Origin of the sequence: Lentzea sp. JNUCC 0626 (assembly GCF_043632865.1) — a bacterium.
In the GTDB taxonomy this organism is placed as follows: Bacteria; Actinomycetota; Actinomycetes; order Mycobacteriales; family Pseudonocardiaceae; genus Lentzea.
Genome location: NZ_CP171635.1, coordinates 5,266,592 through 5,279,810 on the forward strand (window position 1 = coordinate 5,266,592; position 13,219 = coordinate 5,279,810).

The window sequence follows — 13,219 nt, forward strand, 5'->3', positions numbered from 1 at the left end:
GCCGGCCAGCTGCCGGGCCCTCGCTTCATGATGGGCCTTGCAGACCCCCGGAGGAACAGCCGATGACCAAACCCGGTGACCAGCTGTTGTTCTCCACCGTCAAACGCGACTACCGACCGTGGTTGCTGCTCGTGAACGCCGCCGTGGCGACCACCGGCGGCCTGCTCCTCCCCGCCGCACTCGCCGGCGCCGTCGACATGGCCCTGAGCGGAACGTTCGTGCTGGCCACGATCGTGTTCCTGCTCGTCCTCGCGGGTGTCGAGATCTTCGCGGACGCCATCGGCATCGTGCTCGCCGCGAGCATCACCGCCCGCGCCACGGCCTGGCTCCGCCGCCGCCTGTCCCAGCACCTGCTCACCCTCGGTCACCCCGCGCCGTTCGCCGCAGGAGACGCTGTCAGCAGGGTCACGGGCGACTGCGGCAACGCGGGCACCATCGCGACGACCGTGATCGGCCTCCTCGTCACCGTCGTGTCGTCCGTCGGCTCGGTGATCGCGCTGGCGTTGCTGGACTGGCGACTCGCCGCGGTGTTCCTGATCAGCGCTCCGCTCGCCGCCCTCCTCGTCCGCACGCACATGCGTCTCACCGCCGACGACGTCCTGGCGTACCAGGAGATCTCCGGCGAAGTGAGCGCCAGGCTGCTCGACTCCGTGTCCGGTCTGCGCACGATCGCGTCCGCCGGCATCGCCGACCGCGAGGCGGGCCGCGTGCTGGAGCCTCTCCCCCGGCTCGCCGCGGCGGGCGCCGGCATGTGGCGCACCCAGGCGAAGATGATGTGGCGCGCCGGACTCCTGCTGCCCGCCGTCGAGGTCGCGGTGCTCGCCGCCGCCGGTTTCGGCGTGATGCAAGGACGTCTGAGCACCGGTGACGTGCTGGCCGCCCTCGGCTACGCGGCGCTCGGCATGGGGATCGTCGGCCAGATGACCCAGCTGACCGTGCTCGAACGCACCCGCGCGAGCGCCGGCCGGATCGCCGAGGTCCTGGACACCGCACCACCGAAGCGTCCCAGGGCCAGGCGGGCCAGCGGCGTCATCGAACTCCGCGACGTCAGCGTCGACGGCGCCCTGCACGGCGTGAACCTGATGATCCCGGCCGGCACGTTCGTCGCGGTCGTCGGCAGCTCCGGCGCCGGCAAGTCGACGCTCGCGGCCGTGCTCGGCGGACTGTCCGCTGTGGACTCCGGCGAGGTCTCCGGCCTCGACTCCGTCGGCTACGCCTTCGAACGCCCGGCGCTGCTCGGCACGACAGTCGGCCGTTCCATCGGGTACGGCACGGACGCCGACGAGGTCCAGGTGCGCGACGCCGCCGTCGCCGCCCAGGTCCACGACGTGCTGATCCGGTTGCCGCAGGGCTACGAGACCCCGATGGCCGACGCCCCGCTCTCGGGCGGCGAGGCGCAACGGATCGGGCTCGCCCGCGCGATCGTCCGCGACCCGGACGTGCTCGTGCTCGACGACGCCACCGCCAGTCTGGACACCGTGACCGAGGCCAAAGTGGACAAAGCACTCGTCACCGCGCTGCCCGGCAGGACGCGGATCGTGGTGACGCACCGGCCCGCGACGGCGTCCAGGGCGGACTTCGTGGTGTGGCTCGAGAAAGGCCGGATCAGGGGTACGGGTTCGCACCGGGCGCTGTGGCACAACGAGGACTACCGCGCCGTGTTCACCGGAGGCGAGTGATGCGTTTCTACCTCTCCGCGCTGGCCGGACACCGCAAGGGCGTGCTGGTCCTGCTCGGCTGGTCGATGCTCGAAGGCATCCCGGCGTTCTTCGGCGGCAGGCTCGTCGGCAGCGCCGTCGACCGGGGTTTCGCCGCGGGGAAGCCGCTGGCCGGCGTGCTGTGGCTGCTGTCGTTCGCGGTGCTCGCGGTGGTGGGGGCGTGGGGGCAGCGGCAGGTGTTCGCCCGGCTCGGCGAGGTCGTCGAACCGATGCGGGACGCACTGGTCACGCGAGTGGTCAAGGGCGTGCTGAACGACCCGTCGCACCGCCGCACCCCGGACGCCAGCGCCGTCGCCATGATCACGCGGCACGTGGAGGTCGTCCGGGACGCCACGGCGGGTGTTCTGGTGCAGGCACGTGCCCTTCTGGTCACCACGGTCGCCGCGCTCGTCGGTCTCGCGACGACCGCGGCCGCGTTGATCTGGCTCGTCGTGCTGCCGATCGTGGCGGCGCTGGTGCTCTTCGGGTTGATGCTCCCGTCGTTGGCGAAACGGCAGCGCGACGCCGTGATGGCCGACGAGAGCACCGCCGAGGCGTCCGGGCGGGTGCTGACCGGACTGCGCGACGTCGCCGCCTGCGACGCCGCGACCGAGGCCTATCAGGACGTCGCCCAGCAGATCAACCGGCAGGCCAGGGCCACGATCACGGTCGCCTGGGCGAACTCGTTGCGCGCCACGGTGATCGCGATCGGCGGGTTCACCCCGGTCGTGCTGCTGGTGGCGTTCGCTCCCCCGCTGGTCGCGTCCGGCCAGCTCACGACGGGTGCGGTGCTCGCGGCCGTGGTCTACCTGACCAACAGCGTCAACCCCGCGCTGCACGGCCTGGCCCGCACGACCAGCACGGTCGTGATGCGCCTGATGGTCGCCCTCAAACGACTCCAGGAAGCCGCACCGCGCACCGACCGGACGCCGGGCACCGAGACGCCGTCCAACGGCACGTTCGTGCTGCGGGACGTCACGTTCGGCTGGAGCCCCGACGCGGAACCCGTGCTGCGCGGCCTGTCCCTGAACCTCCGCCCCGGCGACCACCTCGCCGTCGTCGGCCCGTCCGGCATCGGCAAGTCCACAATGGCCAGTCTGCTGACCGGTCTGATGCCGCCCGGCAACGGCTGCGTGCTGTTCGGCGGTGCCTCGGTCGACCGGGTGACGCCGGAGATCCGCCACCACGCGATCGCGTTGATCCCGCAGGAGACGTACCTGTTCACGGGCACTGTGCGAGAAAACCTCGCACTTCTCGCTCCGTGGGCGACAGACGAAGAGTTGATAGCCGCGGCCACAATGGTTGGCGCCAAACCACTTTTGGACACCCTGGGCGGCCTGAACGCGTCGCTCGGCCACGGCGGTGAAGGACTTTCCGCTGGTGAGGCGCAACTTCTGGCGCTCGCCCGGGTCTACGTCACGTCCGCGGGAGTGGTCATCCTGGACGAGGCGACCTCGCACCTCGACCCCGCCGCGGAGGCGCGTGCCGAACGGGCTTTCGCGCAGCGGAACGGAATCCTGGTGGTGATCGCACACCGGCTGAGCTCGGCGTTGCGGGCCAACCGGGTGCTGGTGATGGACGGCGGCAAGCCGTTGCTCGGCACCCACGAGCACCTGCTCAGGTCGTCCGCGATGTACGGACAGCTCATGCAGGCCTGGGATCCCACGCACCGGAAAGAAACCCCGCTGCCCAAACGGTGAGCGGGGGTCCACTCCGGACTAGACGGTGCGTTCAGCCGACATGGCGCGTTCAGCCGACACGGTGCAGCCAGGTGACCGGTGCTCCGTCGCCCGCGCGGCGGAACGGTTCCAGCGCGTCGTCCCACGCCGCACCGAGAAGTTCGTCGACACCGTGCGCGAAAGACTCACCGCCACGTGCTCTGACCGCCAGAGAACGCAGCTGGTCCTCGTTCACGACGATGTCGCCGTTGGCCGACGTACGCGCGTGCCACAGGCCCAGAACGGGCGCGAAGCAGAAGCGTTCGCCGTCCTGACCGGAGGAGGGTTCCTCCGTGACCTCGAAGCGAAGCATGGGCCACGCGCGCAGCGCAGCAACAAGCTTGGCGCCGGTGCCGGCGTCTCCGGTCCATGCGCATTCAGCGCGCAACTGGCCTGGTGCCGCGGGTTGCGCTGCCCACCTGAGGTCTACCCGGACACCGAGGGTGCCCGAGATCGCCCACTCGACGTGCGGACAGACCGCAGACGGCGACGAGTGGACGTAAACCACGCCACTGGTGCTGCCACGGGTGCTCACTGCTGACCTCCGCTACTCGACGAGGGACGTCTTCCCCTACGCCTTCTTCGAGAGTGAGGTGATCACCGCGAAACCCGTTCGCTGCATTCTGCCTCGACTTGAGGCATGTCCGCCATAAGAACCAGCTCGATCATCACCCGACCGGGGCAGATACAGGTCTTAAGTCCCGATCTCCCGGCCGAGTGATGCGTGATCGTGATCTACAGAGCGTTTACCGCGGCCACCACGTCGACTAGCCCGGTTCCCCGGTCGAACGACGAGGTGTACGGGCCCGCCGGCACGTAACCGGTGCCGTACTTGTGCGCCGTCGACTTCAGCGCCCGCTCGATGTCGGCCGGGGTCGCGGAAGGCTTGGCCTGGAACAGCTGCGCGACGATGCCCGCGATGTGCGGGGCCGCCATCGACGTGCCGAGGTCGAGCAGCCCGGGGCCGTTCTGCGGCTTCAGGCCGGTCGCGCAGATCGGCAGGTAGAGCCGGCACGACGAGGCGATGTTCTCGCCCGGTGCGGAGATGTCCGGCCACGTCGCGGAGTCCGTCGCGAGACCACGCGATGAGAAGTCGGACACAGCCCCGTCGCGCGTGCCGGTCTCCTGGTCGTTGTAGGACGCCACGGAGATCACGCCGGGGGTCGGGTCGATGCCCGGCGGGTTGGACAGGTTCGCGGATCCGTCGCCGCCGTCGTTGCCGTTCGCCCACACCACGACGACGCCCTCGGCCACGAGCTGTCGTTGCAACTTGACAGTGACCGACTCAGGGTCGAACGCACCGCCGCCAGACGGCCCATAGGAGTTGTTGATCACCTTGATCGGCGGGCAGGTCGACGCGGGCACGCCGGCGCCGCACGGGGCGTTGTGGTTCTCCAGCACCCAGTTCAGCGCGGCGTCCGCGCCGAGGATGAGGATCGCCGCGCCGGTCGAGATCACGACGCCCTTCGCACCCGGTGCCGCGCCGCGGATCACGGGGCCGCCGCCGGTGGTCTGCACGTCGCCGCCGATCGCGATGCCGGTGACGTGCGTGCCGTGGCCGCCCAACGACGTGGTGTCGGTGTCGAGGAAGTTCGGCACCGGCACGATGCAGTTGGTCTGCGTGCTGCCGTCCAGGCACAGACTCTTGAGGTTGCGCACGATCCGGCCGCCGAACGACGGGTGCGTCGGGTCGACGCCGGAGTCGATCACCGCGACCGACACGCCCGCGCCGGTCAGCCCGAGGCTGTTGCGGGCGTCCAGGCCGCGCGTCGCGGTGTGCGAGGTCGAGCCGAGGAACCTGATCGGCTTCTGGACCTCGACGCGCGTCACGCCCGTTTTGGCCCTGGCGGAGGAGATCCGCGCGGAGTCACCCCGCGCGGCGACGACGCCGATCTTGCGGAAGCTGGTGAGCTTCTGCAGTCCAGCGGCTTCGACGGCCGCCTCCGCCGCGGCGATGTCGGTTCCGTGGACGTAGACGGTGGAGGTCGGCGCCGCCGTCGCGACAGGGGAAGCGGCGGCCACCAGGAGCACAGCGAGCAGTGCAGCGCGTTTGTACATGGACCCTCCGTGAACATTGGCTGGCAATCCAACTAACGAGTGATCCACATAACGGTGACGGCCATCACGCAATGTCTCGACCGAGTGCGGTTGACCAACCCCGGACCGCTACGGTGTCCCCCCGTGCGGAAAGGTAGGGACTCGTGCGGCTGATCCGTCTGGGCGCTGAACCTTCGGCCATTGGGGCGGACGTCCGTGCCGCCCTCACGGCCTGCGGCGTCGGCACCGAGGTCCTGGGTGGCGTGGCGCTGATCGGCGTCCAACCCCCCGACTGTCCTGTTCCCCTCGACGCGATCGTCGTGCTGCCCAAGGGCGTTCTGGTGATCGTCGGCGTCGACCTGCCGGACCCGGCGGTGAAGCTCGAGGCGCCGCTCGGCGGGCAGTGGAAGATCGACGGCTGGCCGCTCGTGTCGCAGGACGGCGCACCAAACCCGGCGACGGAGGCCGTGGCGGCGGCGACGGCGGTGGCGCAACGCATCCAGGCGATGCGCGCGGAACCGCTCCCGGTGAGCACGGTCGTGGCCGTCGGCCCGTTCGTGAGCCAGGTCGTGCAGCCGACGGTCGACCTCAACCGCGGCGTGCGGGTGCTGCACCCCAAACCGTCCACTGTGCTCAGTGCGGCGCGCGAACTCGCGACGTCGACGGTGCCCTGCACGGCCGACCACGCCGTGAAGCTGCTCGCGATCCTCCAGACCACCGGCACGCCGCCGGACGCGCGGTCGCTGCTGTCCGAGGGCTTCCCCGACGCCGTGTCCGACCTCGCGGCCGCGAACACGATGCTGATCCCGAAGTCGGCGATCAAGCCGTTGATCGCGCGCAAACGCTTGCCCGGCAAGCTGACCTGGCCCTACCTGGCCGGTGCGGCGCTGGTCGCGTTGATCCTCGTGGTGTGGCTCGTGGTGGCGCTGCCCGGCGACGACGAACCGGCCGTCGCGACCCCTGCGCCCACCTCGACGCAACCGACCACGGTGGTCGTGGACGGCACGACGTTCGTGCCGAAGGACATGAAGAAGGACGCCGACTGCCAGACGCAGGCGTTCGGCGACGTGAAGGCGTGGCTGATCGCGAACGACTGCGGCGTGCTGCTGCGCGCCATCTACGAGACGACGGTCAAGGACAAGAAGGCCACCGTGATGGTCGCCGACATGGACGTGTTCGACGCCCCGAGCGCGAAGGCGTTGCACGCGGTCGTGGCGTTGCCGGGGTCGGGTGGCATCAGCGGCCTCGACGGCAAACCGCTGGAGAACGCGGCGTTCGCCAACGCCACCAAGGGCAGCCACGTGACGCTGGCGTTCGCGGTCTGGTCCGGCGGGGCGGGTGATCCGGCGCTGGAGCCGATCGCCAAGCAAGCGCTGCGGTTGCCCGTCACCCGTTAGAGAATCGCGGGCATGGTCGGACAACTTCGTTCTGTCGTGCTCGACTGCCCGGACCCCTCCGCGCTGGCGTCGTTCTACGAGAAGCTGCTGGGGGCTTCCCGGTTGGAGGGCGGCGACGACACGTGGGTGGTGATCGTCGCTCAGGGCACCCGTGTCGCGTTCCAGCTGGCGCCGGAGTACCAGCCGCCGGTGTTCCCCGATCCTGCCGGGTCCCAGCAGTTCCACCTCGACGTGCTGGTGGACGACATCGAGGAGGCGGAGCCCGCGGTGTTGGCCCTCGGGGCGAAGCTCGTGCAACGCGACAACGACGACACGTTCCGCGTGTATTCGGACCCGGTCGGGCACCCCTTCTGCCTCGTGTGGCTTCCCTGATCGAGGTAGGCCCTGCATCGCAGGTCTCGTTCGATGAAAGTCACGGCTGAGGTGGTTCCTGGCGGTGCGGGCGGCTGACCTGCATACCGGTGTTGTATTCGGGTCAGCCGCCCGTGCCGTCAGGGGCCGCCTCAGCCCCGGCTTTCGCGGACACGGACCTGCGACGCAGGGCCTAGGCTGGCGCGCATGGACTTCGATGTCATCGTCATCGGCGGCGGAGCAGTGGGCGAGAACGTGGCCTGGCGGACGGCCGCGGGTGGCCTGTCCACCGCCCTGATCGAGAAGGAACTGGTCGGCGGCGAGTGCTCGTACTGGGCCTGCATGCCGTCCAAGGCACTGCTGCGTTCCGGGCACGCGCTCGCTGCGGCCCGCAGGGTCAAGGGTGTGGTCGGCGGGTCGCTCGACGCCAAGGCGGTGCTGGAGCGGCGCAACGGTTTCACCTCCAACTGGGACGACGCGAGCCAGGTCAAGTGGGCCGAGTCGGCGAACATCACGGTCGTGCGCGGCGACGGGGAGATCACCGGCGAGCGCGAGGTCACCGTTTCCGGTGCGGACGGGCAGACCGTCTACCGCGCCCGGCAGGCCGTCGTGGTGTGCACCGGGTCCGTGCCGAAGATGCCGCCGCTCGACGGTCTCGCGGACACTCCCGTGTGGACTTCCCGGCAGGCGACGTCGGCGCAGGAGGTGCCGGAGTCGCTGGTCGTGCTGGGTGGCGGGGTCGTCGGCGTCGAGCTCGCGCAGGCGTGGTCGCGGCTCGGGTCGAAGGTGACGCTCGCGGTGTCGGGCGACCGGCCGTTGCCGAAGTACGAGGACTTCGTCGGGCCGATGGTCGCGGACGGGTTGCGCGAGGACGGCGTCGAGATCGTGCTGAACGCGCGGGCGTCGTCGATCGCGCCGGGTGCGCTGACGTTGCAGGACGGCCGGGTGCTGAAGGGCTCGGAGATCCTCATCGCCACCGGCCGGGTGCCGGCGACCAAGGACGCCAAGCCGCTGACCATCGACGACACCGGGCTGGTGTCCGGTGTGGACGGACGCTGGCTGTACGCGGCCGGTGACGTCACGGGCCGGGCGTTGCTGACGCACCAGGGCAAGTACCAGGCGCGGGCGGTCGGGACGGCGATCCTGGAACGGTCCCGCGGTTTCGAACCCAAGGAGCGGTCGGCGGGGCAGGCGTGGGCGGACCACGTGGCCGTGCCGCAGATCGTCTTCACCGACCCCGAGGTGGCGTTCGTCGGGCACACCGCGGCGGAGGCTCGTGCCGCCGGGCGCGACATCCGGGTCGTGGACCTCGACATCGCCGTCGCCGGGTCGTCGTTGCAGGCCGACGGATACCAGGGCAAGGCGCGGATGGTCGTGGACGAGCGGACGCGGACGCTGGTCGGTGTCACGTTCGTCGGTCAGGACGTCGCCGAGATGCTGCACGCGGCGACGGTCGCGATCGTCGGCGAGGTCACCGTGGACCAGTTGTGGCACGCGGTGCCCTCGTACCCGACGATGAGCGAGGTCTGGCTACGGCTGCTGGAGGCTTACGGGCTCTGAGCTGTTCCCGGGCTCCAGCACGGAGCCGAGCATGCCGGTGAGCAGCTCGTTCGCCGTGCCGACCACGTACGCGCGTTCGTCCTCGTCGACCCGTTCGGCGAGCTTGAACAGGGCGTCCGCGGTCTGCACGGCGATCCGGAAGGTCAGCATGACGGGGGCGTCGCCGTGGGCGCCGAACCGGTTGACGAACATCTCCGCCAGCCGTTCGGCCATCAGCTCGTACTGGTCGACGCTCGAGTCGAGGCGGTGGCTGTCCAGCATGTCGCTGAACCGCACCCGCCCGAACCCCGGCACGTCCGTCAGCATCCGCATGTACACCGCGACGATCTGCTTCATGGCCTCGCGCCACGTGTCCGCGATCAGATCGGAGACGAACAGCTCCTCGACCTCGCGGAGATAGTTCTCCATACCGCGCAGTGCGAGAGCGTGCACAACGGATCTTTTGTCCGGGAAGTACTGATAGAAGGAACCAATGGGTACTCCGGCGACATCGACGATCCGGGCCGTCGTGATGTCGTCGTAGTCGTATTCGTTGAGCAGGCTCGCACAAGCGTCCAGGATCGCCGAAACAGTGGCCGCGCCGCGTTGTTGCACCGGTTGCCGGCGCATCACCCTCGCTAACCTGCCTTTGGCCGGGTCTTCATGCACGACGACATCTTTATCCATATGTGCGCTTAAGCCCAAGCACAGGTTCCCGACAGGTTCAGCCGGGATCTCCGCGACGTTTGCGGTGCGCCACCCAGGCGAAGTCGGCGAGACAGACCACAGCGAGTAGCAAAAGCACGATCGCGAGCCAGATCAGGTCAGCTCGCCAGGCCAGCCACCCGGCCACCGAGTTGAAGACGAGGCCGAATCCGGCCAGCCACAACCTCAGGGTCAGCGCACTGCGCGGTGGCGCAGGGGGTGGCAGGTAGTCGCTCACCTCACCCGGTTTCCCGCAGCAACGGCACGTCAACCGCCCTGAGCTGACGTGGCGGTTTCGTCACGTAGGGCCTGATGAGACGGGTGAGGGCCAGTCCGACGGCGATCAGCGGCACCACGGCGGTGAGCACGGCCGCGGTGATGCCCGCCCGGACGACGTCTTTTGGCATGACGGCGACGCGGTCGACGACGAACGCCCGGCGCCCGGTGATCGACACCGCCGCCAGGACGAGCAGGAACACCACCATGGTGAGCATCGCGCGTTGCACCGCGTGCTCGTACCCGGCCGCCTCCCCCGCGACGAGCACGGCGAACCAGCCGGCGAGCGCGGGCAGCTGACCGCGTTCGGTGGTGGCCGCCCAGCTCAGCCCGCCGAGGGTGGCGAGCCACGCGAGGACGTCCGCGCGCTCCCTCGCCCATAGGGATGCCGAATCGAGGGGAATGCCGGTCCAGGCCAGTAGACCGAGCGGACTCGGGGGGTCTTCGGCGAGCTGGCCGAGCACCCAGGCGAGCGTCCACGCGGACAGCAGGACCGCGACGACGAGTTGCCATCGGGGCCGGCGCACCACACAACGGGCGAGCCGGACGATCTCCGCACGCGTCATACCCCCACCTTGCCGCTTCCAGGTGGTTTGCGGAGAAACGTCACCCCATCGCTCACCCTGTCGGCCCTCGTCCGGGCGTGTTCCTCACGCAGCGCAATCCACTTTCGGGGGACGGATCTTTCCTAGACTTGGTACATGAGCATTGATCAGCTTCTGCGTCTGCCCAGCTACCTGATGCTCGGGCTGGTGCGCGAAGCACGCAGGATCGGCCGCGCGGACCTGCGGGGCCCTCACCTGACCGTGCTCGCGTACCTGTCCGAGCAGGAAGCGGTGGCGCAGAAGCGGATCAGCGACCGGGTGCGGATGGACCCGAGCGACCTGGTGTCGGTGCTCGACGACCTCGAAGGGTTCGGGTTCGCGCAGCGCAGACGGGACGAACGCGACCGGCGGCGGTTCACGGTGTCGATCACCGACGGGGGCAGACAGGCGCTGACGGAGAGGCTGCGGGCGGCTCAGGAGCACGAGGAGGAGCTGCTGGCGCCGTTGACACCGCACGAGCGGGATACGTTGGCCACACTGCTGCGGAAGGCGTACCTGCACCACGCCGATATGCGTGTAGATTAGACAGTCTGCGCTCAGGCGACCGGAGTGCGGGCAGGAATGTGCGAAACGGTATTTTCTACCGACGTCGCATTGTAACGAGAAAAGAGGCAAGTTGTCAAGCCCCTCCGATGACCTCCGGCTCGCCGAAATGGAGCCGGAGCAGGAATACGTGGCCATGTTGTACGGCCGGCTCGACGACCTCCGCGAACAGACGTCGAAACGACTCGCACAATCGTTGCGACAAACCGGCGGCACGCACCAGATGCGGTCGGAGCGCGACACGTCCGTCGCGATGTACACGGATCAATTGGCCCAGTACAGCGCTGTCGAGAACGGGCTCGCGTTCGGCCGGCTCGATTTCCACAACGAAGACCGCTTCTACATCGGCCGAATCGGTCTCTTCGACGAGGACAAGGAATACGAGCCGCTGTTGATGGACTGGCGGGCGCCCGCCGCCAGGCCGTTCTACCTCGCCACCGCCGCCTCCCCTGACGGCGTGCGGCGGCGCAGGCACCTGCGGACCCGTTCGCGCAAGGTCATCGGCCTCGACGACGAGGTGCTCGACATCAACTCGGTCGACACGACGCACAGCGCGTCGTTGACCGGCGAGGCGACGCTGCTCGCCGCGTTGAACGAGTCGCGCACCGGTCAGATGAGCGACATCGTCGCGACCATCCAGGCCGAGCAGGACAAGATCATCCGGTCCGAGCTCAACGGCGTCGTCGTCGTGCAGGGCGGTCCGGGCACCGGCAAGACCGCCGTGGCCCTGCATCGAGCCGCATACCTGCTGTATACACACCGTCGACAGCTGGCGAAACGCGGTGTCCTGGTCGTCGGACCGAACACGACGTTCCTGCGATATATCAGTCAGGTCCTCCCCTCTCTGGGTGAGACGGGCGTGCTGCTGTCCACGGTCGGCGAGCTGTACCCGAACCTGACAGCGACGGGTCGCGAGTCGGCCGCGGCCGCCGCGGTCAAGGGCAGGCTCCAGATGGCGGACGTGATCGCCGCGGCCGTGCGCGACCGGCAGGAAGCGCCGCCATTCGTCGAGATCCGCTTCGACAACGACGTGCTGCGCCTCGACCGCCGTGCCATCGCCGAGGCCCGGGGCCGGGCGCGCCGCACCCGTCGCGCGCACAACGAGGCCCGCCGCACGTTCGCCCGCGAGATCATCGCGATGCTGTCGAACCAGGTCGTCGGGCGCCTGGGCGGTCACCTGCTCGACAAGGCGGACGTCGACGACATCCGCCGCGAGCTGCGCGAGTCCGACGAGGTGCAGGCCGCGATCTCGTCGCTGTGGCCGGTGCTGACGCCGTTCTCGCTGCTCTCCGAGCTGTACCGGAACCCGAAGCGGCGCAACCGCGCGATGGCGAAGTTCACCCGCGAGGAACGCGATCTGCTCCAGCGTTCTTCTGACGACTGGACGCCGGCGGACGTGCCGTTGCTGGACGAGGCCGCGGAACTGCTCGGAGAGGACGACACCGAGGCCAAGGCCCGCGCCGAGCGCCAGCGCCGCCAGGCCGTCGAGTACGCGCAGGGGGTGCTCGACATCCTCGACCTGGACGACGACGCGGACCCGGACCTGCTGATGGCGTCGGACCTGATGGACGCGTACAGCCTGGCCCAGCGCCACGGCGTCGACCGCTACGAGACGGCGGCGGAACGGGCCGCGGCGGACCGCACCTGGACGTTCGGCCACATCATCGTGGACGAGGCGCAGGAGCTGTCGGCGATGGCGTGGCGGACGCTGATGCGCCGCTGCCCCAGCAAGTCCATGACCGTCGTGGGCGACATCGCGCAGACCGGCGACATCGGCGGTGCGACCTCATGGGGTGCCGTGCTGTCGCCGTACGTGCAGAACCGTTGGCGCCTAACGGAACTCACGGTCAACTACCGGACGCCCGCAGAGATCATGGAGGTGGCCGCAGACGTGCTCGGCTCCGTCGACGCGTCCCTGGTGCCGCCGACGTCCGTGCGCGAAACCGGTGTGCCGCCGTGGGTTTCGGCCGTGGCGTCGTACGAGGCCGAGGTGCCCGCGCTGATCTCCCGCGAGGTCGCGGCGGTCGGCGACGGCAAGATCGCGGTGATCGTGCCGGGCGCTTTGCTGCCCTCGGTGGGCTCGTCGATCTCTTCGGGGGTCCCGGGTTCGTCGGTGGGCAACGAACTCGAGGAGGCGCAGGTCGTGGTGCTCGGCGTGACCGACGCCAAGGGCCTGGAGTTCGACTCGGTGGTCGTGGTGGACCCGGAGGGCATCCTGGCGGAGTCGCCGCGCGGGGCGTCGGACCTGTACGTCGCACTGACCCGTGCCACGCAACGACTCGGCGTAGTGCACACCGGAACGCTGCCCGATGTGCTATCCCGTCTGAAGGACGTTTCGTAACGAACGTTCG

The 13,219-nt window shown here is 69.4% G+C and carries 12 protein-coding genes; 7 read left to right on the top strand and 5 right to left on the bottom strand.

Features of this window, described 5'->3' with window-relative positions:
- Positions 1–62 precede the first annotated feature (62 nt).
- Together JNUCC0626_RS23460 and JNUCC0626_RS23465 are read left to right on the top strand one after the other, a co-directional pair.
- Entirely contained in the window at positions 63–1,679 is a 1,617-nt protein-coding gene (locus JNUCC0626_RS23460) for an ABC transporter ATP-binding protein (RefSeq protein ID WP_394621912.1), read from the top strand.
- Positions 1,679–3,397, top strand: a complete 1,719-nt coding sequence (locus tag JNUCC0626_RS23465; RefSeq protein ID WP_394621913.1) for an ABC transporter ATP-binding protein — start codon at positions 1,679–1,681, stop codon at positions 3,395–3,397. Before JNUCC0626_RS23460 ends, JNUCC0626_RS23465 begins: the two co-directional genes overlap by 1 nt.
- Positions 3,398–3,446: 49 nt before the next feature.
- Here JNUCC0626_RS23465 and JNUCC0626_RS23470 read toward each other — a convergent pair whose 3' ends face one another.
- Both JNUCC0626_RS23470 and JNUCC0626_RS23475 read right to left on the bottom strand, forming a co-directional pair.
- Positions 3,447–3,950 carry a DUF3145 domain-containing protein gene (locus JNUCC0626_RS23470; RefSeq protein ID WP_030474501.1) on the bottom strand — a complete coding sequence of 168 codons (504 nt, stop codon included), beginning with the start codon at positions 3,948–3,950 and terminating at the stop codon, positions 3,447–3,449.
- Positions 3,951–4,150: 200 nt separating this feature from the next.
- Positions 4,151–5,473: a S8 family serine peptidase gene (locus JNUCC0626_RS23475; RefSeq protein WP_394621914.1), complete on the bottom strand. Its 1,323-nt coding sequence runs from the start codon at positions 5,471–5,473 to the stop codon at positions 4,151–4,153.
- A 143-nt stretch (positions 5,474–5,616) separates the two neighbouring features.
- Between JNUCC0626_RS23475 and JNUCC0626_RS23480 the strand changes: the two genes are divergently transcribed.
- The 3 genes from JNUCC0626_RS23480 (at position 5,617) to JNUCC0626_RS23490 (ending at position 8,760) form a co-directional block, all read left to right on the top strand.
- Positions 5,617–6,849: a hypothetical protein gene (locus tag JNUCC0626_RS23480; RefSeq protein ID WP_394621915.1), complete on the top strand. Its 1,233-nt coding sequence runs from the start codon at positions 5,617–5,619 to the stop codon at positions 6,847–6,849.
- Positions 6,850–6,861: 12 nt separating this feature from the next.
- Entirely contained in the window at positions 6,862–7,221 is a 360-nt protein-coding gene (locus JNUCC0626_RS23485) for a VOC family protein (protein WP_394621916.1), read from the top strand.
- A 186-nt stretch (positions 7,222–7,407) separates the two neighbouring features.
- Complete coding sequence (locus JNUCC0626_RS23490) at positions 7,408–8,760, top strand: dihydrolipoyl dehydrogenase family protein (RefSeq protein ID WP_394621917.1); 1,353 nt, start codon at positions 7,408–7,410, stop codon at positions 8,758–8,760.
- On the opposite strand, the gene JNUCC0626_RS23495 is transcribed toward JNUCC0626_RS23490, so the two are convergent.
- The 3 genes from JNUCC0626_RS23495 to JNUCC0626_RS23505 form a co-directional block, all read right to left on the bottom strand.
- On the bottom strand, positions 8,731–9,369 hold the full coding sequence (locus tag JNUCC0626_RS23495) for a TetR/AcrR family transcriptional regulator (protein WP_394621918.1): 639 nt from the start codon (positions 9,367–9,369) through the stop codon (positions 8,731–8,733). The two genes, JNUCC0626_RS23490 and JNUCC0626_RS23495, sit on opposite strands and share 30 nt — an antisense overlap.
- A 94-nt stretch (positions 9,370–9,463) precedes the next feature.
- Positions 9,464–9,682 carry a DUF6343 family protein gene (locus JNUCC0626_RS23500; protein ID WP_394621919.1) on the bottom strand — a complete coding sequence of 73 codons (219 nt, stop codon included), beginning with the start codon at positions 9,680–9,682 and terminating at the stop codon, positions 9,464–9,466.
- 1 nt (position 9,683) lies between these two features.
- Entirely contained in the window at positions 9,684–10,286 is a 603-nt protein-coding gene (locus tag JNUCC0626_RS23505; RefSeq protein ID WP_394621920.1) for a hypothetical protein, read from the bottom strand.
- A gap of 135 nt (positions 10,287–10,421) precedes the next feature.
- Here JNUCC0626_RS23505 and JNUCC0626_RS23510 point away from each other — a divergent pair, with 135 nt between their 5' ends.
- Complete coding sequence (locus tag JNUCC0626_RS23510) at positions 10,422–10,850, top strand: MarR family winged helix-turn-helix transcriptional regulator (protein ID WP_394621921.1); 429 nt, start codon at positions 10,422–10,424, stop codon at positions 10,848–10,850.
- Between the two features lie 91 nt (positions 10,851–10,941).
- On the top strand, positions 10,942–13,209 hold the full coding sequence (locus JNUCC0626_RS23515) for a HelD family protein (RefSeq protein WP_394621922.1): 2,268 nt from the start codon (positions 10,942–10,944) through the stop codon (positions 13,207–13,209).
- Positions 13,210–13,219: the final 10 nt, after the last annotated feature.

What these genes read in the sequence shown, in the direction of transcription:
- JNUCC0626_RS23460 (WP_394621912.1), top strand. Translation starts at nt 63, where the DNA reads ATGACCAAACCCGGTGACCAGCTGTTGTTCTCCACCGTCAAACGCGAC.
- JNUCC0626_RS23495 (WP_394621918.1), bottom strand. Translation starts at nt 9,369, where the DNA reads ATGCGCCGGCAACCGGTGCAACAACGCGGCGCGGCCACTGTTTCGGCG.
- JNUCC0626_RS23510 (WP_394621921.1), top strand. Translation starts at nt 10,422, where the DNA reads ATGAGCATTGATCAGCTTCTGCGTCTGCCCAGCTACCTGATGCTCGGG.
- JNUCC0626_RS23485 (WP_394621916.1), top strand. Translation starts at nt 6,862, where the DNA reads ATGGTCGGACAACTTCGTTCTGTCGTGCTCGACTGCCCGGACCCCTCC.
- JNUCC0626_RS23475 (WP_394621914.1), bottom strand. Translation starts at nt 5,473, where the DNA reads ATGTACAAACGCGCTGCACTGCTCGCTGTGCTCCTGGTGGCCGCCGCT.
- JNUCC0626_RS23505 (WP_394621920.1), bottom strand. Translation starts at nt 10,286, where the DNA reads ATGACGCGTGCGGAGATCGTCCGGCTCGCCCGTTGTGTGGTGCGCCGG.
- JNUCC0626_RS23490 (WP_394621917.1), top strand. Translation starts at nt 7,408, where the DNA reads ATGGACTTCGATGTCATCGTCATCGGCGGCGGAGCAGTGGGCGAGAAC.
- JNUCC0626_RS23465 (WP_394621913.1), top strand. Translation starts at nt 1,679, where the DNA reads ATGCGTTTCTACCTCTCCGCGCTGGCCGGACACCGCAAGGGCGTGCTG.